The sequence below is a fragment of the Vreelandella rituensis genome (assembly GCF_003336665.1).
Taxonomy (GTDB): Bacteria; Pseudomonadota; Gammaproteobacteria; order Pseudomonadales; family Halomonadaceae; genus Vreelandella; species Vreelandella rituensis.
Genome location: NZ_QPIJ01000016.1, coordinates 26076 through 46613 on the forward strand (window position 1 = coordinate 26076; position 20538 = coordinate 46613).

Sequence of the window (20538 nt, forward strand, 5' to 3'; positions counted from 1 at the left end):
GGATTACATCAGCACGATGTCGTACTGCTCCTGGGAATAATGCAGCTCCACTTGAAATCGAATGGTCTTGCCAATGAAGACTTCAAGATCGGCCACTGCCGCTGACTCTTCGTCCAGAAGCCGATCGACCACCGCCTGGGATGCCAGCACCATGTAGGTATCCGCATTATAGGCGCGTTCTTCACGCAGGATTTCCCGGAAGATTTCATAACAGACGGTTTCCGGCGTTTTCAAGGTGCCACGACCGGCACAGGTGGGGCACGCCTCGCACAAGGTCTGCTCCAGGCTTTCGCGGGTACGCTTGCGCGTCAGCTGCACCAGGCCCAGCTCGGTGACCCCAGTGCATTTGGTCTTGGCGTGGTCGCGCTCCAATGCTTTCTCAAGCACCCGCAGCACTTGGCGCTGGTGCTCGGTATCCTCCATATCGATGAAATCGATGATGATGATCCCTCCCAGGTTACGCAAGCGCAACTGGCGAGCAATGGAGTTGGCCGCTTCCAGGTTGGTCTTGAAGATCGTCTCTTCCAGATTGCGATGCCCGACATAGCCGCCGGTATTGACGTCTATGGTGGTCATGGCCTCGGTAGGATCTATCACCAGATAGCCGCCCGACTTGAGCTGTACCTTACGTCCCAGGGCTTTCTGTATTTCGTCTTCCACACTGTAGAGATCGAAAATCGGTCGTTCCCCGGGGTAATACTCGATGCGCTCCACGGCGGTGGGCATGAATTCCTCGGCGAACTCCACCAGCTTGGCAAAATTTTCCCGGGAATCGATACGCACCTTCTCGATTTCATCACGCATGACGTCGCGCAGGGTACGCATGAACAGTGGAAGGTCGTCATAAATGACTGCGGCGGGAGTGGCGGTAATCTTGCGCTCACTTATCTTGCGCCAAAGCCGCAGCAGGAAATACATGTCGCTGGCCAGCTCCGTCAGGCTTACCCCTTCGGCAGCGGTGCGCACAATGAAGCCACCGTGGACCTCCAGCGTTTGCTCGGCGACACTGCCGATCAGCAATTCCCGAAGTCGTTCGCGCTCGGTTTCATCCTCAATGCGTTGCGACACGCCGTGGTTGGCCGAATCCGGCATGTAAACAAGGTAACGCGAAGGAATCGAGAGATGCGTGGTCAGTCGAGCGCCCTTGGAGCCAATCGGGTCCTTGGTGACCTGCACCACCAATGCCTGGCCTTCGTGGAGCAGCTGACCAATGGTCAACTGTTCATCGGGAGGCGTGCCCGAAGGCATGACTTCATGGGCATGGATGAAAGCGGCACGATCCAGACCGATATCGATAAACGCTGCTTGCATACCCGGCAGCACGCGCACCACCTTGCCCTTGTAGATATTTCCGACAATGCCGCGACGTCGTGAACGCTCGATCAACGCTTCTTGCAATACGCCATTTTCGACGACCGCGACCCGGGTTTCCATTGGCGTCAGGTTGATGAGGACTTCGCCGCTCATGCAAAATTCCTTGTAGGTTCGATTTCACTTCTGGGTTCGGTTAATTTACAGGGCTGCGTCAATATGGCAAACCTGCATCATGCTCCCATACGCCGTCCCATAGCGGCACACCCTGGCGGCTTAAAAGCTCGGCGGTTTCGTAAAGCGGCAAACCAACCACTGCGGAGTGACTGCCGGCGATACGCTCGACAAAAATCGCCGCCTTGCCCTGAATCGCATAACCACCGGCTTTATCTTGTGGCTCGCCAGTACGCCAATAGGCTGCAATTTCAGCCTCACTCAAACAGCGCATCATCACTTGAGTCGTGACACAGGCGGTTAGCATTCCGAGTGGGCCATGGACCACCACGGCCGTCACTACTTCATGGCTACGCCCGGAAAGTGAACGCAGCATGGCAGCCGCATGGTCGGCATTCTGCGGTTTACCCAACACACGGTCTTCAAGTATCACGGCAGTATCCGAACCCAGAACCGGCAGGTCAGTGCTTGGGATGGCCGCCACTGCCTTGGCCTTTGCCAAGCGGGTCACATAGTCAACGCCGCCTTCACCTGGCAGCGGGGTCTCATCGACATCGCAGGCGATGACGTCCGCCATCACTCCGATGGAGGCCAATAGCGCTTTGCGCCGCGGTGATGCCGATGCCAAGCATAACACCGGGAGTTGAGGATGCGGCATGTCAGCTCCTGGTTCCTAGTGGTTTCTTGCCAAACGCTGTTCCAGCGCCTTGAACATGGTTGCCAACCACGGCCACAACGCAGCACTGATCAAGGAGGGGATCAAGAAGGCCAAGTGAATGGAAAACTCGCCGATCAAGGTACGCAGCCATTGCTCGGCCAACTGCACGATACCCAGCAGCACGAGCACCAGCACCGCTTGCTGGAGCAGCGAGTAAGCGCGAAAACGCGGGTATACCAAGGCACACAGAAAGGCCAGCAACGCTAGAGCCAGGGCATTTTGCCCCAAGGCAGTGCCTTCTATCAGGTCCAGCAGCAGCCCCAATACAAAGCCGTGATACACCCCGACTCTGTCCGGTGTACGCATGCACCAATAGATTAACGTCAACCCCAGCCAGTCGGGATGAAATACCTGCCAGCCCTCCGCCAATGGCATGACCTGCAAGCAAAGCGCCAACGATAGGCTCAACCAGATCACCAGCCAGGAAATCACCGGAGTACGCGCCATTATCTCGCCTCCCCGGCATTACCGTCAGAACGTCGGGAAGCAACTCTTAGAGCGGCACGCAGTGCCTTTCCCGAGAGAACCAGAGATTCATCCCAGGCGGCTTCTTCTATAGTGGCTTGCTTCGGCGGAAACAGTAACAGGAAATGACGCGAACGCTGCAACTGCGCCATCGGCTGGGCGGTGACGCGGGCGAATGGCTGGCCGGGATCGTGATAGACCTCGGTGACTTTCGCGACCGGGTATCCCGCCGGAAAACGTCCGGCCAGACCCGAGGTGGTGAGTAGATCGCCTTCACGAATATCAGCGGTATCGGGCACGTGCAGCACATTCAAGCTACCGTAGCGCCCCGCGCCCTGGACGATGAAGCGCAGACCATTGCGGTTGATCTGTACCGGCAAGGCATGACTGGCATCCGCCAGCATCAACACTCGGCTGGAATAAGCGGATACGGCGGTAATCTGCCCCACCAGACCGGAGGCATCGATCACCGGTTGACTCACGTAGGCGCCGTTGCGGTGCCCACGGTCAATGACCATCTGCTGGCTGAAGGGGTCATTATCCAGAGATAGCAATTCTGCCGTCATATACGGCACATCCTTACGCTGCGCGGCCCCCAACAGCTCACGCAACCGCACATTTTCGGCGGTCACGTTGGCCATGCGCTGAGCGCGGTGGGAAAGTGTCAGGATATGCTCACGTAAATAGCGATTTTCCTCTACCAAGGCACGCTGGTCGGAGAGCGCAAGCGCCCCCCAATTGAGCAAGTCACTGGGCACGCTGACCACCCACTGGATAGGCGCAACCACCATGGAAAGCTGGGCACGCACATCCTCCATCCGCGTAAAACGCTGGTCGGCAAACATCAACGCACCAGCTGCCAGAGCACAGAAGAACAACCGATAACCAGGCAGTGGTCCATGCGAGAACAGCGGTTTGATAGGCAGTTCCCCCGCGGTTGACCGCTATCTAGATCGAGACGGTTAAACGCTCAGTCGCTGGATAACAGCTCGAAAGCATGTTGATCGATCATTTCCAGGGCTTTGCCGCCACCGCGTGCCACGCAAGTCAAAGGATCTTCCGCCACAATCACCGGCAAGCCGGTTTCTTCGGCGATCAGCTTGTCAAGATCACGCAGAAGCGCGCCACCGCCGGTCAATACCAGACCACGTTCGGCGATGTCGGAGGCAAGTTCGGGGGGAGATTGTTCCAGAGCGCTTTTCACCGCAGCGATGATCGCTCCCAAGGTTTCCTGCAAAGCTTCCAGGATTTCGTGGGAGTTGAGCGTAAAGCTGCGCGGAATGCCTTCAGCCAGGTTGCGCCCGCGCACGTCGATCTCGCGCAGCTCGCCACCTGGGTAGGCACATCCAATCTCTTCCTTGATCCGCTCGGCTGTGGCCTCACCGATCAAGCTGCCGAAATGGCGCCGGACATAGGCGGTGATGGCTTCGTCGAAGCGATCGCCACCGACACGAATCGACTCGGAATACACCACGCCATTGAGCGAGATGATCGCAATTTCGGTGGTACCGCCACCGATATCCACGACCATCGAGCCCTGAGCTTCATCCACCGGCAGGCCCGCTCCGATCGCAGCCGCCATGGGCTCTTCGATCAGGAACACTTCACGGGCGCCAGCGCCTTCAGCAGATTCACGAATCGCGCGGCGCTCTACCTGGGTCGACATGCAGGGTACGCATACCAGCACACGCGGACTCGGCGTCAGGAAGGTGCTTTGATGTACCTTGCGGATGAAGTGTTGAAGCATCTGCTCGGTGACGGTGAAATCAGCAATGACCCCATCTTTCATGGGACGAATCGCGGTAATATTGCCGGGTGTACGTCCCAGCATGCGCTTGGCATCCGTACCCACAGCAGCCACGCTACGCATGTTGCCGGACTGGCGAATCGCCACCACGGATGGTTCGTCGAGCACGATGCCCCGACCGCGTACATAAATCAGTGTGTTGGCCGTACCCAGATCGATCGATAGATCGCTGGAGAACAGCCCCCTCAAGCGTTTGAACATGGACGTTATTACCTAGTGCAGACCGGGAACCCTGTGCGGACGCAAACGGTATCACCGCAACCCCCCCGCAGCAAGCATGAGTCGCGTACCACGCTGCCCGTCGCGGTCAATATGTGATACCTTTTGCGGTTATTTTCCTGTGAAAGTCGATGTAATTGACGAACAGGATGCTTGACCACGTTTTTTTCGACATCTCGTCTGGAGATGTGTTTTCTCCCACGTTCGCGAGGACATTTCGATCATGGCGCTTGAAGATTCTCATGTGCGCCGGGCTGCGCACCTGGCCCGGCTCGGGGTTAGTGACGACCAGGCTCGCGGCTTCGTCGACGACCTGAACCGTATTCTGGAAATGGTCGATCAGCTACAGAGCCTGGACACCGAAGGCGTTGCCCCCTTGGCTCACCCCCTGGATGCCACTCAACGCTTACGCGCCGACGAAGTCACCGAGTCGAGCCAGCGCGATACGTTCCAGCACTCCGCCCCCGCCGTGGAAAACGGCCTGTACCTCGTCCCTCGTGTGGTGGAATAACGCCGAGCACACGCCTTTGCCGCCTCTATTTTTCTTCGGCAACCTTGATGGAGCCTCTGGGCCATGCATGACAAGACAGTCACCCAACTCGCGGCGGCCCTGGCCGACGGCGAGCTCACCAGCCGCGAGCTGACCTCGCATTATCTGCAACGCATCGAGCGTCTCGACAGCAAGCTGAACAGTTTTATCACCGTGACCGCCGACCAGGCCCTGAAAGCGGCGGATGCCGCCGACCAGGCCCGTGCCAAGGGCAACGCCGGCCTGTTGACGGGTATCCCGCTAGCTCTCAAGGACATCTTCTGTACCAAAGGCGTCAAGACCAGCTGCGGCTCGAAGATGCTGGATACCTTCATTGCCCCCTATAACGCCACCGTGGTGGAAAAGCTCAATGCCGCCGGCACGGTGTCACTGGGCAAGACCAACATGGATGAGTTCGCCATGGGCTCCTCGAACGAGTCGAGCTTCTATGGACCAGTGAAAAACCCTTGGGATCTTTCCGCCGTACCCGGCGGCAGCTCCGGCGGCAGTGCCGCAGCGGTCGCGGCGGGTTTGGTGCCCGCCGCCATGGGTACCGATACCGGCGGCTCGATTCGCCAGCCGGCGGCGTTCTGCGGCATCACCGGGCTGAAGCCTACTTACGGCCGGGTATCGCGCTACGGCATCATTGCCTATGCGTCGAGCCTCGACCAGGCAGGCCCCATGGCCCGCACCGCGGAAGACTGCGCTCACCTGCTGAACCATATCGCCGGACACGACCTGCGTGATTCCACCAGTCTGGCCCGTGGGGTACCCGATTACCTGGACACCCTCGACGCGCCGCTTTCCGGGCTCAAGATCGGCCTGCCCAAGGAATATTTCGGCGACGGCCTGGATCCCGAAGTAGCCGCTGCCGTACGCGAAGCAGTCAGGGTATATGAATCCCTGGGTGCCACGGTGCGTGAGGTCAGCCTGCCGCATACGCATTACGCGATTCCGGCCTACTACGTCATCGCCCCGGCGGAAGCTTCCTCGAACCTTTCGCGCTATGACGGCGTGCGCTTCGGCCATCGCTGCGAAAACCCGCTGGACTTGACCGATCTTTACAAGCGCTCCCGCGAGGAAGGCTTCGGCGACGAGGTGAAACGTCGCATCCTGATCGGCACCCATACGCTTTCCGAGGGCTTCTTCGATGCCTATTACAAGAAAGCCCAGCAGGTGCGCCGCTTGATTCGTCAGGATTTTCTGGACGCTTTCGAAGACGTCGACGTCCTGATGGGGCCTGCATCGCCCAGCCCGGCCTTCGACCTCGGCGCCAAGAAAGACCCGGTATCGATGTACCTCCAGGATATCTACACCATTTCCGTTAACCTGGCGGGCATTCCAGGGATCAGTGTACCGGCAGGGTTCGTCGGCAACCGTCCGGTGGGCTTGCAGATTCTAGGCACCCACTTCGCCGAAGCGCAATTGCTTAACGTGGCGCACAAGTTCCAACAGGCGACCGACTGGCACCGCCAACGCCCCGCCTTTGCCAAGGAGAACGCATGATGCAATGGGAAACCGTGATCGGGCTTGAGGTCCACGTTCAACTTGCCACTCGTTCCAAGATATTTTCCGGCGCCTCCACGGCGTTCGGCGCAGAGCCCAACACTCAGGCCTGTGCGGTAGACCTAGGGCTCCCCGGGGTACTGCCGGTACTCAATGAAGCAGCCGTTTCCATGGCCGTGCAATTCGGCCTGGCGGTTCATGCACAGATTCCCGAAGTATCGGTGTTCGACCGCAAGAACTACTTCTACCCGGACCTGCCCAAGGGCTACCAGACCAGCCAGATGTATCACCCCATCGTCGGTCCCGGTGAAGTGGAAGTCAGTCTTGAGGATGGCAGCACCAAGTCCATCCGTATTCACCATGCTCACCTGGAAGAAGATGCCGGGAAGTCACTGCATGAAGACTTTCACGGCATGACCGGGATCGATCTGAACCGCGCCGGTACCCCGCTGCTCGAGATCGTCTCCGAGCCCGACATGCGCAACGCCAAGGAGGCCGCGGCTTTCCTCAAGGCAATTTACTCGATCGTGACCTATCTGGGCATCTCCGACGGCAACATGGCCGAAGGCTCGATGCGTTGCGACGTCAACGTCTCGGTACGTCCTCAGGGTCAAGCCAGCCTGGGCACCCGTGCCGAAGTCAAGAACGTCAACTCCTTTCGCTTCGTCGAGCGCGCCATCGCCTTTGAGGTCGAGCGTCAGATCGAGCTGATCGAAGATGGCGGCAGGGTCGTCCAGGAAACTCGCCTGTACGACCCTGAACGTGACGAAACCCGTAGCATGCGCACCAAGGAAGAAGCCAACGACTACCGCTACTTCCCTTGCCCTGATCTCTTGCCGGTGGTGCTTGATCAAGCCTACGTGGAGCATCTGCGTGGTCAATTGCCGGAACTTCCCGCCGACAAGCGTGCACGCTTCGAGCGTGAGCTGGGGCTTTCCGCCTATGATGCCGGGGTGCTTTCGGCCAGCCGCGATATGGCCGAATATTTCGAGGAAGTGAAAAACGAGTGCGGCGATGCCAAGCAGGCGGCCAACTGGGTGCAAGGAGAACTTTCCGGCGCACTCAATCGTGAGAATCTGTTGATTACCCAAAGCCCGGTCTCCGCTCGCCAACTCGGGCAACTGGTTGGCCGGGTGATGGATGACACCATCAGCGGCAAGGCCGCCAAGCAAGTCTTCCAGGCACTATGGAACGGCCAGGGAAATTCGGCGGATGACGTGATCGAGGCCCAAGGATTGAAGCAGGTCACCGACAGCGGCGCCATCGAAGCGATGATCGACCAGGTGATCGCCGACAGCCCCGCCCAGGTCGCCCAGTACTGCGATGCCGAACCGGAAAAGCGCGGCAAGATGATCGGTTATTTCGTCGGCCAGGTAATGAAGGCCTCTCGCGGCACGGCCAATCCTCAGCAGGTCAATGGGTTGCTCAAGGAGAAGCTCGACGCCTTGCTGTAAGCAAGTGAAAGCCTTTCAGGCAAACCGTTTTTTTTCGACAAACAGTTTTTCGGCAAACGACCCAAAGCCCGCGGCGAGCATGACTTGCGGCGGGCTTTGGCGTTCAGCGCAGCTCGGGTTGGAAAAAACCGGCCAGCGTGGCACAGCCCGACGCCCAGACATCGGCCTTGAGTTCGGCGATGGCGGCGGGTGAGAATCCCGGCCCGCAACCCAGCCGCCCTTCCAGCATCAAGCCGCTCAGCTCACCCACCAATGGCATATGACTCACCAGTAGCCACGTCCGACGTTCCGGCTGGGCCAGCAACCATTCATTGACCTCGCGCGGGTCATCCTCGGGCGTGATCAACCCCAGCGTTTCCACCGTCACGTTCAAGGCCCTGCCCACCGCCTGAGCGGTTTGCTGGGCACGGCGATAAGGACTTGCCAGAAGCCGCAATCCTGCCAATTCGCCCTGCTCAACGCGCCCGGCAAGCCAGGCGGCCATCTGCTCGGCCTGTTGCGCACCGCGCGGCGTCAAGCGACGCTCTGCATCCGGCACGCCCCCGGCAGCCTCCGCATGGCGCATGATCAACAACGTATTGGTATCGTCTTCATCCATCATGATACGGCGGTTATTCATTGCGCCACTCACCTGATTCCCGATGGGCTTGCTGCACAGCCTCTCGAGGCAGGATGAATTCCACATCGCTGCTTTGCTCCCCGAGCATCAAGTAACCCGCCATGTCACGAGCGGGAACGCCTTCAAACAATACTTTATAGAGGCCTTCGGCAAGAGGCATGTAAACGCCCGCTTCGCGTGCCTTGGCGCATACCAGTTGCACGGTATTGACCCCTTCAGCGACCTGACCCAGAGACTCGACTGCCTCCTCGAGCGAATCGCCCTTTCCCAGGGCGTAGCCCACACGATAATTGCGCGAGAGATTGGAAGAACAGGTGACGATCAAGTCGCCTACACCCGCCAAACCGAGAAACGTCATGGGATTGGCACCCTGAACCACGGCAAACCGACTCATCTCTGCCAAGGCCCGTGTCATCAACATGCTGCGGGTATTTTCACCCATGCCCAGTGCGGCCGCCATGCCGGCTGCAATCGCGTAGATGTTCTTAAGCGCCCCCGCCAACTCGACTCCATGACGGTCGTTGCTGGCGTAGACACGAAAATAACCACACCCAAGCGCCTGCTGGACACGGGTGCGGGTCAGGGCATCGTAGCTGGCAATGACGGTAGCCGTGAGTTGCTTGTCGGCAATTTCCGAGGCCAGGTTGGGGCCAGCGATCACCCCGATATGGGTAAAGTGGGTTTCCTGCTCAAGAACTTGGCTCATCAGCAAAAAGCTATCCTGCTCGATGCCCTTGGTAGTGCTTACCAGAATATGTTCCGGTTTGAGCCAGGGCTTGGCAGCCTGGACCACGCTACGAAACGCTTTTGAGGGAATCGCAATAAGTACCAGCTCGGCACCTTCGAGTACCTGAGCCATCTCGGTCGATGCCTCGACCGCGGGATTCATGGCGTAATGGGGTAGATAGCGCCCATTTCGATGCTCGCGGTTGATCTGCTCAACCAGCGCCGCATCCCGCATCCATTGGCGCACCCGAGCGCCATTGTCGGCAGCAATGCTCGCCAGCGCGGTGCCGAAACTTCCGCCGCCCAACACGGCGACCTTGATCTGTTGCTCAGACATGACGGTTTCCTGAAGCTATCTCACTTAACGAAGTGTCTACTTTATTATCTACCTTATCAAAACAAACGGCCCGCTTGGTGATCCAAGCGGGCCGTAATAGGCGCTAGTGATACATCAGGCAGTCAGTAAGCTATTCAAGCGCTTGACATAGGTTGCGGGGTCATCGAGATGGCCACCTTCGGCGATGATCGCCTGGTCGAGCAGGATGTGCGCAAGCTCGGTGAACCGCTCTCCTTCGGTACTTTCCAGACGTGCCACCAGAGGATGCGAGGGATTGAGTTCCAGAATCGGCTTGACTTCAGGCAGGGTCTGGCCGGCCGCTTCCATGATACGCCGCATCTGAAAGCCCATTTCATGCTCGGGCAACACCACACAGGCGGGAGAATCGGTCAGACGATTCGTCACCTTGACCTCTTGCACGCTAGCACCCAAGGCCTCCTTGACCTGCTTGACCAGCTCTTCCTTGGATTTGGCGGTTTCCTCCTGAGCCTTCTTTTCTTCCTCATCTTCTACATCGCCGAGGTCCAGCTCACCTTTGGCCACGTCGGCAAAGGATTTGCCGTCAAAGTCGGTAAGATGGTTCATCAGCCATTCATCGACACGATCCGAGAGCAACAATACTTCAATGCCCTTCTTGCGGAAAATCTCCAGGTGCGGGCTGCTCTTGGCCGCATTGAAGCTATCCGCCACGATGTAATAGATCTTCTGCTGGCCTTCCTTCATCCGCTCGACGTAATCAGCAAGCGATTGATTCTGGATCGCGGTGTCGGTATGCGTCGTGGCAAAGCGCAGCAGCTCGGCGATCTTTTCGCGGTTGGCGGCATCTTCGCCCGGGCCTTCCTTGAGCACGCTGCCGAAGGTATTCCAGAAGGTCTGATACTGCTCCTTGTCCTTGGCAAGCTTCTTGAGCATATCCAGCCCACGCTTGGTCAGGGCGCCCTTGATCTTGTCGACCTTGGGGTCTTGCTGGAGCAATTCTCGAGATACGTTCAACGACAGATCGCGGGTATCCAGCACACCCTTGATGAAGCGCAGATACAGCGGCAGGAACTGTTCGGCGTCGTCCATGATGAACACGCGCTGCACATACAGCTTCACGCCACGCGCGCCGTCACGCTCGTACAGATCGAACGGTGCCCGGCTGGGAACGTACAGCAAGCTTGTGTACTCAAGCTTGCCTTCCACCTTGTTATGGCTCCAGGTCAGCGGGTCGGTGAAGTCATGGGCGACGTGCTTGTAGAAGGCCTTGTATTCATCGTCGCTGATGTCGCTTTTGGGGCGCACCCACAAGGCGGTCGCTTCATTGACGGTTTCCCAGGTGACGACTTCGCTGCCTTCGATGGGGTTGCCTTCATCGTCCTTTGCCGTCTCGAGCTTGGGCATGCGCACCGGCACTTCGATATGGTCGGAATATTTGCGCACTAGACCCTGTAACCGATAATCGTCGGCAAATTCCCGGGCATCCTCTTTCAGGTGCAAGATGATTTCCGTACCGTGGGCCTCGCGCTCGATTTGCGCAACGGTGAATTCACCTTCACCCTTGGAGCGCCATTCGATGCCTTCAGCGTGGTCGCTGCCCGCTTTGCGGGTGCGAACGGTGACTTCATCAGCGACGATGAAGGAAGAATAGAAGCCGACCCCGAACTGACCGATCAGATTGGCATCTTTCTGCTGTTCGCCGGAGAGCTGCTGAAGAAATTCAGCGGTACCGCTGCGTGCGATGGTGCCGAGGTTGCTGATCACGTCATCACGGTTCATGCCGATGCCGTTATCACGTACGGTCACGGTATTGGCGTCACGATCGTGTTCGATCTCGATGCGCAGTTTGCTATCATTTTCATACAGCGCATCATTGTCGAGAGCGGCATAGCGTAATTTATCGCAGGCATCGGCACCGTTGGAAATCAGCTCACGCAGGAAAATCTCCCGATTTGAATACAGGGAGTGAATCATCAAATTTAGAAGCTGTTTGACTTCGGTCTGGAAACCCAGCGTTTCTTCATGTGTTGCAGTCGTCATGCATCAGTCCTCGTCTATCATTGGGGAGGAGCGGCACATCATGACCGGATAACAATCGTCATGATGTTGCGGCGTAAAAACCTGAGCGTGATATGGGGGTGGGTGACGACTTTTCAAGCAACGATTCAAGCCATCAGGAATACTTGCGTCACTATGATTCTGTCGAATCGAGTGTCTCCGAGGCAGTTTTCCAGACACGATACTCTTCCAAATGTTTATCCACCTGATTGAGTAACCAACCAACAATGAACACATCATCCACCAGGCCTATCAGCACTAGAAAATCAGGAATCAGGTCGAACGGCATCGCAAGGTAAGCTAAACCGGCCGCCATGTAGCCGAAAGCCTTCCAGGGTACCGGCCTGAAATCACCGCGAACCACGTCGCGAGTCATGGGGAAAAACAACTTGAGGGCGCGTGCAATGCGCTTAAGTGCCCAACTGCGGGATTTAAGGCGACGCCAGAGCCACCACGTGGATAATGGGGTCATCGTATTGAATTCTCCGTGTCAGGTGTGAATATCAGAACTTTTTCGCCCTCCGAAGTTCAGTGGAGGGGTGTTGTCTTTCCGCTCCAGAGGAACCGCTCATGCCCGTCCTACCGTTGAAAAAAATTGCCTGGGCGCTCTGCGCCGGCTTGCTGCTAGGCGCTTCGACAACCACACAGGCAGCCTCTGATTCAACCATGCGCGACGCTCTGGAAGCTGCACGCAATCAGCAATGGCAAGACGTGAATAGCGCCGCCCTGGCCGACCATGAGCTGAGCGGCTATGTCGAATATCATCGCCTTCGCGGCCGGTTACCCCAAGCGGAACCCGGCCAGATCCTGGATTTCATCCAGCGTCACCAGGACTCCCCCCTGAGCGAATGGATGCGCGGCCAGGCCATCAGCCAGTATGGGGATGCCGGACGCTTCGGCAGCCTGCTGGCGATAGCGGATGGCCCTCCGTCCGGTGCCGCACGCCAATGCCATTACTACACGGCCCTGGTCGGCACACAGCCTCAGCAAGCGATTGAAGGAGGGCGCAAGCTATGGCGCGTCGGCAAATCCCAGCCGGATGCCTGTAATGCGCTCTTTGATCGATTGAGAGCCAGCGGTGACATTGCCGCTCCCGATATCTGGGAACGTAAGATGCTCGCCTGGCAGACGGGAGAAACCGGTTTGATGACCTACCTCGGGCGCTTGCTCGATAGCCAGTGGCAGACCGCCCTGGAAAGCGTCGAGACGGTCAAGAAGGATTACACGGCACTGGATCGGACACCACGTTGTATCGGTCCCCAATGCTCAGGCACCGCGATGTTTTACCAGACAGCCATGCAGGGCTTCACTCGCGCCGACACCACCGCCGCCTTATCCACCTGGCAGCGCATTGCGCCACACTTGACCCTAAGCGCTAGCGTCCAGCGCAATATCGAAGAGGAACTGGCCTTTTACGCCCTGGTTCGTGAGGTGCCCCTGGCGCAGTCCTGGGTCGATAACGTCTTGCCTACCCTTGATAGCCAGCGTGTACTGGAATTGCGTGTGCGTCGTGCATTGGCCGACCAGGATTGGCCCGCAGTAATACGCTGGGTTGCCGTCATGGTGCCAGACGAACAGCAAGATAGCCGTTGGCAGTATTGGCTGGCGCGTGCCCATGAGCAGCTAGGCAACCCCGAGGCAGCCCAGACACGCTATCAGCAGGCGGCGAGAGAGCGAAACTTTTACGGGTTTGCCGCGTCCGAGCGGCTCGGCCAGCCCCCTCAGCTCAACCTGGAACGTAACCACGTTGATGAGTCCGCTCGACAGGCGATTGCCAAGCTGCCTGCTATCAAGCGTACCGAAGCATTGTTGCGCATCAATGAGCCGGGGCTAGCCAACAGCGAATGGTTATACACGGTACGCAATGCGTCACCTGAACAGGCCCGCGCCCTCGCCGACTATGCCGCTCAACGGGGCTGGCATGCGCGTCTGGTACAGACCACCATCGCTGCCGGTTTATGGGACGCGCTGGACTGGCGCTTTCCCGAAGCTTATCGCAATAAGTTTCTGCATTGGGGTAATGCCACCGGGGTCGACCCTTATCTGTTGATGGCGATTACCCGCCGCGAAAGCGCCTACAATCCCGATGCGCTTTCTCCCGCCGGGGCTCGCGGGTTGATGCAACTGATGCCGGGCACCGCAAGCCAGGTGAGCCGCGAGGTGGGAATATCCGACCCGGGACCATACGGAATCCTCGACCCGGAGATCAATATACGTCTGGGCAGCACTTATCTGCGCGATAAGCTCGCACGCTACCAGAACAACCGTCTGGCGGCCGCCGCCGCTTACAATGCCGGACCCAGCCGGGTCGATCGCTGGTTAACCGATGGCCCACAAGCCTTCGATCTTTTTGTGGAAAGTATTCCGTTTCGGGAAACACGCGACTACGTCCAGGCTATCCTGAGCTATCGCGTCATCTTCGAGAGCCTGGCCAATGCAGGTGATACTCAGGGTGTGTCATTGCTCAGCGCCGCCGAACAGCAAGGGCGATACGACCGCTCACTGCTGGTGCAACGCTAACCCTTACGCTCCCCTCTCACTCTTTAGCCATTTCTGCACCGATACACAGCGCCCGTTTCACACCGGGCGCTGCTCGAATGCTAAGCGCATCCCCAGTGCTATCAACACACCGCCAGTGACTGTATTGAGTGTTTGGGCAAAGCGAGCGCTTCCCAGCCACCGCCCGGCGCTTCCCACCATGACCACCACACTGATTTGCCAGATATTGGCGATGATGAAATGCACCCCTGCCAGCCACAACGACTTGAGCAGTGCTGGATCGCTCGGCGCTATGAACTGAGGAAGAAATGCCATGTAGAACACCACGGTCTTGGGATTAAGCACATTGGAGACGAACCCTTCCCTAAGCGGGCGCCACAATGAGACCGGAGCAGCGTCTTGCATCACGCCGGCTACCGGCAGGGGTTGCCCTCTGCGCGCCGCCAAAAGACTGACCACGCCCAGCCAAATCAAGTAAATGGCACCGAGAAGTTTGAGTAAACTGAACGCCCAGGCCGACTGCAGCAGAATCAAGGAGATTCCCAGGGCCGAGATCGCCGCATGCACGAACAAACCACAGCAAATGGCCACGCTGGTCAAAATGCCGTCGCGAATCCCGCCCCGGGCGGTGTTTCTGATCACCAGCAGGGTATCGACCCCCGGGCTCAGTGTCAGCAGCGTGATCGCTATCACGAACGGAATAAACTGCGCATCGAACAAACTCAGCTGTGTCATTTTTCACTTCTCGTTCACGTGGCAGAGGAGGACTAATGCAAACTTGCCGTGGTGTCTCTGGACGCCCTGACGTTTTCCATCTACAGTGAGATTGTGGGCAGGCGCTATTGCCACCCACGTAATCATTAAGCACGTTAAGGAAATCGACAATGGCAACTGGTACTGTCAAGTGGTTCAACGATACTAAAGGTTTCGGCTTCATCTCTCCTGATGACGGCGGTGACGATCTGTTCGCCCACTTCTCCGAAATTCAAGCGGAAGGCTTCAAGACCTTGCAAGATGGTCAGAAAGTCAGTTTTGACGTCACGCAAGGCAAGAAAGGCCTTCAGGCTTCCAATATCAAACCTGCTTGATACCATCCGACGCGCCTAAAAAGGCGTGATGAGATGATAAAAGGCCCGCCAGTGCGGGCCTTTTTTTCTACTCAGGCACCATGCCGGGCATTCTACTGGGCTGTTTCGCCAGTATCGTCCTGTTGCATGGGTTCCATGGGTTCGAGCGACTCCATTTCGCGCCCTTGTTCGATTTCCTCGTACTGCTCTTCGAGTTGCCGCTGGGCTTCCTCAAAGCGACGCTCGGTATCTTCGATCATCTCATCGACATCGAAACTTTCCAGTTCTTGCGTAGTGCCCGGCTCCTGTGTGATACCGATATCTTCGGGTAGCTGGCTCTCCGTCTCCCACTCCTGAGTCAAGTCACCGGAAGATTCCATCGACTCGAGTACGGGTTCTTCGCTTTCGGCTTGTTCGAACTGTTCCTCGAGTTGCCGCTGGGCTTCTTCGAAGCGACGTTCGGTTTCGGCGATCATATCATCCACGTCCGAACGGGTGGCTTCTCCGGGCAGCGCATTCTCTTCACCCAATACATCGGGCGCGGCGTCCGCTTCCAAGGTTTCATCGCCGGCATCGATGTCCTCCGCGGTAGCAGGCGATGCTTGCTCTGGTGCGCTCTCATCGGGCTGCACAGCGCCCGCCTGCTCATCCATGGTGCTCGGTTCAGGTTCCGCTGGGGCTTCTTCGCTATCCGGTGCTTGCTCCACCGCCGAAGGGGCCGAGTCTTGCTCCTGAGCCGGCTCGGTTGTTTCATTATCCCCACATGCACTCAACAACAGTGCCAATGCCGCTACCGTGGGTATCCAAATACGCATCGCCATCCAACGTCTCCTGATTTGCTTGAATCGATTGTATCAATAAAAAATCATGTCATTTCCTCGCTCCAGGAAACCTAGGCAGGCTTGAAAGAGGACAGCATGGGACATGTTGAGGGCATGGCCACCTGGATCGCTCTTGGCACGACTTCCACACGAAAATAAAACGCTTCATGTGTCTCACCATCCAGAGCCAACGGCCAAGGTGGCTCATCGCCATAGGTACTCAATTCAAACCAGGGAGTAGTGAAATAGTTGACCAACTGACCCTCGGCCGGGAAGCTGCGTAACTCCCTGACAAGCTGAGGCAGTTCTTTAACCGAAGGAAACTCTTTCACCAGCAAGACATCCAGCAAGCCGTCGTCGAGCTTGGCCTGAGGAGCCAGCACCTGACCACCACCCGCCTGGCGGGCATTGCCCAATGCCAACATCAGCAGGGAGCTGTGCTGTTGTTGTACACCTTCCCAGCGCAGGTTGGCACGATACCGGTAATGCCGCCATGCCTTGAGCGCCCCCATAACCGAATAGGCATGCCCCCTCAGCACACGTTTGAGCGCTTTCGGGGTGCTCGAGGAAATTTCCGCACCGAATCCACCGGTGGCCATATTAAGATAATAGCTTTTGGCACTATCGGTAGCGGGGTCAAAACTGACCTGCACCACATCCACCCATTGCACGGAAAGAGAGGCAACGGCACGCAGTGCTTCATCAGGCGCTAAAGGCAACCCAATCGAGTTGGCAAAATCATTGGCACTGCCCAAAGGCACGATACCCAATATCGGGCGCTTAGCCTTGGGCAGCAGCATCAACCCATTGACTACTTCATTGACCGTGCCATCTCCTCCTGCGGCTATCACATGAGTGAAGCCCTGAGCGTCTCGGGCAAAGCGCACCGCATCCCTGGCTTCCCAAGTCACTTGCACATCGATCGACATCCCGCCTTGCCTGGCGGCATTCACTCCCTCACGCAATTCAGGATTACCGGCAGCCTTGCCATTGGCAACCAGCAAGTAACGTGTCTGCGATGCGTTCACCTGGCGCTCCTTGCGTTATTCAAGCCAATGCCTTGGCCACCACTTCATACACATTGGGCGAGAGAGGCTCAGCCTTGATCCGCTCAAGCTCGGCTTTCATCAATGCCTGGCGCTGTTCATCGAACCGCTGCCACCGCGTCAAGGGGGTAATAAGGCGGGCGGCGATTTCCGGATTGAGGCGATTGAGCTCGATCACCACATCCGCTAACAACTTGTAGCCTTCACCGTCCAGACGGTGGAAGTTGACACGGTTCTGGCTAGCGAAGGCACCGATCAACGCCCGCACCTTGTTGGGGTTCTTGAGCGAGAAAGCGGGATGCTGCATCAGAAATTTGACACGTTCCACGGCATCTTCCTGGGGCCGGGTCACTTGGAGGCTGAACCATTGGTCCATGACCAAAGGATCATGCGCCCAGGTTTCACCGAAGGCCTTAAGCGCCGGAGAGGCCAGATCATCACGGGAGCTATGCACCAGGAGAGTCAACGCATGACGCACGTCCGTCATATTGTGGTCGGCATCGAACTGGGCTTGGGCAAACGCCAGGCCCTGTTCATCTTCGATCGCCATCAAGTAGGACAACGCCACATTTTTCAGGCTGCGCTGGGCAATCTGCTCAGGCTCGGGAGCATAGGGAGCATCTGATTGATTGGCCTCAAAGACGGCCAGGAACTCATCACGCAAGGCCAGGGCCAGCGATTGACGGACGAATTCACGCGCGGCATGGATCGCATCCACATCCACCAACGGTTGCTGTTCGGCAATATAGGCTTCCGAAGGCAGCGTCAGCATTTCCGCGAGTACCGCCTTGTCATCGATCCGACTGGTCAAGAGGGTCCGGAAGGCATCGGTCACTCGGCTGTCCATGACCTTTTCCACCCCGTTGCGATGGGCGGCGATAAGGTCATCCAGTGCCAGCAGCGCCAGACGCTGACCGGCATCCCAGCGATTGAAACCGTCGGAATCATGCTGCAACAGGAACGCCAGGTCTTCACGCGAATAGGGGAAGTGCAGCTTGACCGGTGCCGAGAAATGGCGCAGCAAGGAGGGAATCGGCGATTCGGCAACATCCGTGAACAGGAATTCCTGCTCATCCTCGCGCAGATGAATCACCGCGTCCCGGCCCAGGGTTTCGCCGCCCAAGGTCATGTTGAGATCCCGGCCGGATTTGGTACCCACAAGCCCCAGGCGCACAGGGATATGCAGCGGTTGCTTATCCTGCTGGCCGGGGGTGGCAGGTGTGCGCTGACGCAGGGTCAGGCGGTACTCACTGGTGACGTAATCGTATTCGCCATGAGCATCGATTTCCGGCGTGCCTGCCTGGGAATACCACCGCATGAACCGGGTGAGATCTTCGCCGGAAGCTTCGGCCATGCAGTCGACGAAGTCTTCGATCGTCACGGCCTGACCATCGAAACGGTCAAAGTACAGATCGCTTCCGCGACGGAAGGCTTCCCAGCCCAACAGGTTGCGCAACATCCGCACCACTTCCGAGCCCTTCTCATAGATGGTCAAGGTATAGAAGTTGGTGATTTCGATATAATGGTCCGGGCGGATGGGGTGAGCCGTAGGCCCGGCATCTTCGGCGAATTGAGCGGTGCGGAAGAATGACACGTCTTGAATACGCTTGACCGGTGCCGAGTTGGTATCCGCCGAATAGCATTGATCGCGGAAGACAGTGAACCCTTCCTTCAAGGATAACTGGAACCAGTCGCGACAAGTGACGCGATTACCCGACCAGTTGTGAAAATATTCATGCGCGACGATACCCTCGACTCTTTGATAAGCGACGTCGGTGGCGGTCTTGGGGTGGGTCAAGACGGCAGCGGAGTTGAAGATATTCAACCCTTTGTTTTCCATCGCGCCCATGTTGAAGTCGTTCACCGCCACGATCATGAATAGATCAAGATCATACTCTCGGCCATAGGTTTCCTCATCCCACTTCATGGCACGTTTGAGCGAGGCCATGGCATGGTCGGTCTTGTCGAGATTCTCCTCTTCCACCCAGATTTCCAGGCTCACCTCGCGACCGTGCATGGTGGTGAAGCGGTCCGCCACTTTCTTCAAGTCTCCCGCCACCAGCGCAAACAGGTAGCTGGGCTTGGGGTGAGGATCCTCCCAGGTCACGAAATGACGCCCATCGTCCAAGGTACCCTTTTCGACCGGATTACCATTGGAAAGTAATACCGGTTCAGCTGTCGCATCACCGATTAACGTGGTGGAAAAGGTGGCCATCACATCCGGCCGGTCGGGATAAAAGGTGATTCGACGGAAGCCTTCGGCCTCGCATTGGGTGCAGTAGATACCGCTCGACTGATAGAGACCCTGCAGAGCGGTATTGTCTCGCGGTGAAATTTCCACTTCGGTATCGAGCACGAAACGTTCTGGCACCTGGGGAATGCGCAATCCCTGCTCGGTGAGTTCATAGTCGGCTGCTTCAAGCGGCCTTCCATCCAGGGCAATCGATTTGAGGCTCAGATGTTCCCCGTCGAGTTCGAGCGGCAGGCCGGTTTCGCGCTCAGGATGACGCTCCAGAAGCAGTCGCGCCTTGACCCGGGTGGCTGCGGGGTCAAGCTCGAAAGTCAGCTGGGTATGGGTCACCCGGTAGGCGGGGGGTTGGTAATCACTCAGATAGACCGGCTGCGGCTCGGACATGAAGTCGACTCCTGTTGAAAGCGGCAAAATAAACAAGGACCTTAAAGCAAAACTGGCAACGATTACCGGTTAGTCGCGGAAATTATCGAATTGAAGCGGTAACTCCGGCCCTTCCTCGCTGCGTAGAAGGGTCATCACACTTTGCAGATCATCGCGTTTCTTGCCTGTCACGCGCACTTTTTCTCCTTGAATCTGAGCCTGAACCTTGAGTTTGGAGGCCTTGATTCGCTTGACGACATCCTTGGCTTCCGCCTGATCCAGCCCTTGCTTGAGAATGACTTCCTGGCGAGCTTTCACACCGGAAAGCACAGGGTCCTGAACATCCATGCAACGCGCATCGATACCCCGAGCAATCAATCGATTGCGCAACACATCCAGCATTTGCTTGAGCTGAAAATCGACCTCGGCTTCAAGGGCTACCTTCTCGCCTTCAAGGCTGAAGCTGGCATCCACTCCCTTGAAGTCAAAGCGCGTCTGCACTTCGCGGTTGGCTTGGTCCACGGCGTTTGCCGCTTCATGACTATCGAACTCGGATACAATATCAAATGAGGGCATTTTGGCTTTCCTG

19 protein-coding genes are annotated in these 20538 nt (G+C 57.5%); 5 read left to right on the forward strand and 14 right to left on the reverse strand.

Annotated elements, in window-relative coordinates; translation table 11 throughout:
• Nucleotides 1-3: 3 nt before the first annotated feature.
• The 5 genes from rng to DU506_RS08840 are packed head-to-tail and all read right to left on the reverse strand — an operon-like array spanning nt 4 to nt 4676.
• Nucleotides 4-1467, reverse strand: a complete 1464-nt coding sequence (rng, locus tag DU506_RS08820; RefSeq protein ID WP_114486568.1) for a ribonuclease G — start codon at nt 1465-1467, stop codon at nt 4-6.
• Nucleotides 1468-1525: 58 nt separating this feature from the next.
• Nucleotides 1526-2143 (reverse strand): Maf family protein, encoded by a 618-nt coding sequence (locus tag DU506_RS08825; protein WP_114486569.1) that lies wholly within the window; start codon nt 2141-2143, stop codon nt 1526-1528.
• Between the two features lie 15 nt (nt 2144-2158).
• The gene (gene mreD, locus DU506_RS08830; protein ID WP_114486570.1) at nt 2159-2650 is read right to left on the reverse strand and encodes a rod shape-determining protein MreD; all 492 of its coding nucleotides are present in this window, start codon (nt 2648-2650) and stop codon (nt 2159-2161) included.
• Entirely contained in the window at nt 2650-3594 is a 945-nt protein-coding gene (gene mreC, locus DU506_RS08835; RefSeq protein ID WP_114486571.1) for a rod shape-determining protein MreC, read from the reverse strand. The genes mreD and mreC overlap by 1 nt, the downstream gene beginning before the upstream one ends.
• A 44-nt stretch (nt 3595-3638) precedes the next feature.
• The gene (locus DU506_RS08840; RefSeq protein WP_114486572.1) at nt 3639-4676 is read right to left on the reverse strand and encodes a rod shape-determining protein; all 1038 of its coding nucleotides are present in this window, start codon (nt 4674-4676) and stop codon (nt 3639-3641) included.
• A 241-nt stretch (nt 4677-4917) separates the two neighbouring features.
• Here DU506_RS08840 and gatC point away from each other — a divergent pair, with 241 nt between their 5' ends.
• The 3 genes from gatC to gatB all read left to right on the forward strand — a co-directional run bounded on the left by gatC (nt 4918) and on the right by gatB (nt 8183).
• Nucleotides 4918-5205: an Asp-tRNA(Asn)/Glu-tRNA(Gln) amidotransferase subunit GatC gene (gene gatC, locus DU506_RS08845; RefSeq protein ID WP_114486573.1), complete on the forward strand. Its 288-nt coding sequence runs from the start codon at nt 4918-4920 to the stop codon at nt 5203-5205.
• Nucleotides 5206-5268: 63 nt separating this feature from the next.
• Entirely contained in the window at nt 5269-6729 is a 1461-nt protein-coding gene (gene gatA, locus DU506_RS08850) for an Asp-tRNA(Asn)/Glu-tRNA(Gln) amidotransferase subunit GatA (protein ID WP_114486574.1), read from the forward strand.
• Nucleotides 6729-8183: an Asp-tRNA(Asn)/Glu-tRNA(Gln) amidotransferase subunit GatB gene (gene gatB, locus DU506_RS08855; protein WP_114486609.1), complete on the forward strand. Its 1455-nt coding sequence runs from the start codon at nt 6729-6731 to the stop codon at nt 8181-8183. Before gatA ends, gatB begins: the two co-directional genes overlap by 1 nt.
• A gap of 103 nt (nt 8184-8286) precedes the next feature.
• On the opposite strand, the gene sixA is transcribed toward gatB, so the two are convergent.
• The 4 genes from sixA to DU506_RS08875 form a co-directional block, all read right to left on the reverse strand.
• Nucleotides 8287-8802, reverse strand: a complete 516-nt coding sequence (sixA, locus tag DU506_RS08860) for a phosphohistidine phosphatase SixA (RefSeq protein WP_235825487.1) — start codon at nt 8800-8802, stop codon at nt 8287-8289.
• Nucleotides 8795-9865, reverse strand: coding sequence for an NAD(P)H-dependent glycerol-3-phosphate dehydrogenase (locus DU506_RS08865; protein ID WP_114486575.1), 1071 nt, complete (start codon nt 9863-9865; stop codon nt 8795-8797). Before DU506_RS08865 ends, sixA begins: the two co-directional genes overlap by 8 nt.
• Nucleotides 9866-9979: 114 nt before the next feature.
• The gene (htpG, locus tag DU506_RS08870; protein ID WP_114486576.1) at nt 9980-11884 is read right to left on the reverse strand and encodes a molecular chaperone HtpG; all 1905 of its coding nucleotides are present in this window, start codon (nt 11882-11884) and stop codon (nt 9980-9982) included.
• A 151-nt stretch (nt 11885-12035) separates the two neighbouring features.
• Nucleotides 12036-12374 carry a YkvA family protein gene (locus DU506_RS08875; RefSeq protein ID WP_114486577.1) on the reverse strand — a complete coding sequence of 113 codons (339 nt, stop codon included), beginning with the start codon at nt 12372-12374 and terminating at the stop codon, nt 12036-12038.
• 98 nt (nt 12375-12472) lie between these two features.
• On the opposite strand from DU506_RS08875, the gene DU506_RS08880 reads away from it, so the two are divergent.
• A complete protein-coding gene (locus DU506_RS08880) occupies nt 12473-14422 on the forward strand; it encodes a transglycosylase SLT domain-containing protein (RefSeq protein ID WP_114486578.1) in 1950 nt (649 codons plus the stop codon).
• A 57-nt stretch (nt 14423-14479) separates the two neighbouring features.
• On the opposite strand, the gene DU506_RS08885 is transcribed toward DU506_RS08880, so the two are convergent.
• Nucleotides 14480-15136, reverse strand: a complete 657-nt coding sequence (locus DU506_RS08885) for a LysE family translocator (protein WP_114486579.1) — start codon at nt 15134-15136, stop codon at nt 14480-14482.
• Between the two features lie 149 nt (nt 15137-15285).
• Here DU506_RS08885 and DU506_RS08890 point away from each other — a divergent pair, with 149 nt between their 5' ends.
• On the forward strand, nt 15286-15489 hold the full coding sequence (locus DU506_RS08890; RefSeq protein WP_114486580.1) for a cold-shock protein: 204 nt from the start codon (nt 15286-15288) through the stop codon (nt 15487-15489).
• A 92-nt stretch (nt 15490-15581) separates the two neighbouring features.
• Here DU506_RS08890 and DU506_RS08895 read toward each other — a convergent pair whose 3' ends face one another.
• The 4 genes from DU506_RS08895 to DU506_RS08910 all read right to left on the reverse strand — a co-directional run bounded on the left by DU506_RS08895 (nt 15582) and on the right by DU506_RS08910 (nt 20525).
• A complete protein-coding gene (locus tag DU506_RS08895) occupies nt 15582-16289 on the reverse strand; it encodes a prolipoprotein diacylglyceryl transferase (protein WP_181870723.1) in 708 nt (235 codons plus the stop codon).
• A 71-nt stretch (nt 16290-16360) separates the two neighbouring features.
• Nucleotides 16361-17317: a lipid kinase YegS gene (gene yegS, locus DU506_RS08900; protein ID WP_114486581.1), complete on the reverse strand. Its 957-nt coding sequence runs from the start codon at nt 17315-17317 to the stop codon at nt 16361-16363.
• A 19-nt stretch (nt 17318-17336) separates the two neighbouring features.
• Nucleotides 17337-19970, reverse strand: coding sequence for an aminopeptidase N (gene pepN / locus DU506_RS08905; RefSeq protein ID WP_114486582.1), 2634 nt, complete (start codon nt 19968-19970; stop codon nt 17337-17339).
• 69 nt (nt 19971-20039) lie between these two features.
• On the reverse strand, nt 20040-20525 hold the full coding sequence (locus DU506_RS08910; protein WP_114486583.1) for a YajQ family cyclic di-GMP-binding protein: 486 nt from the start codon (nt 20523-20525) through the stop codon (nt 20040-20042).
• Nucleotides 20526-20538: the final 13 nt, after the last annotated feature.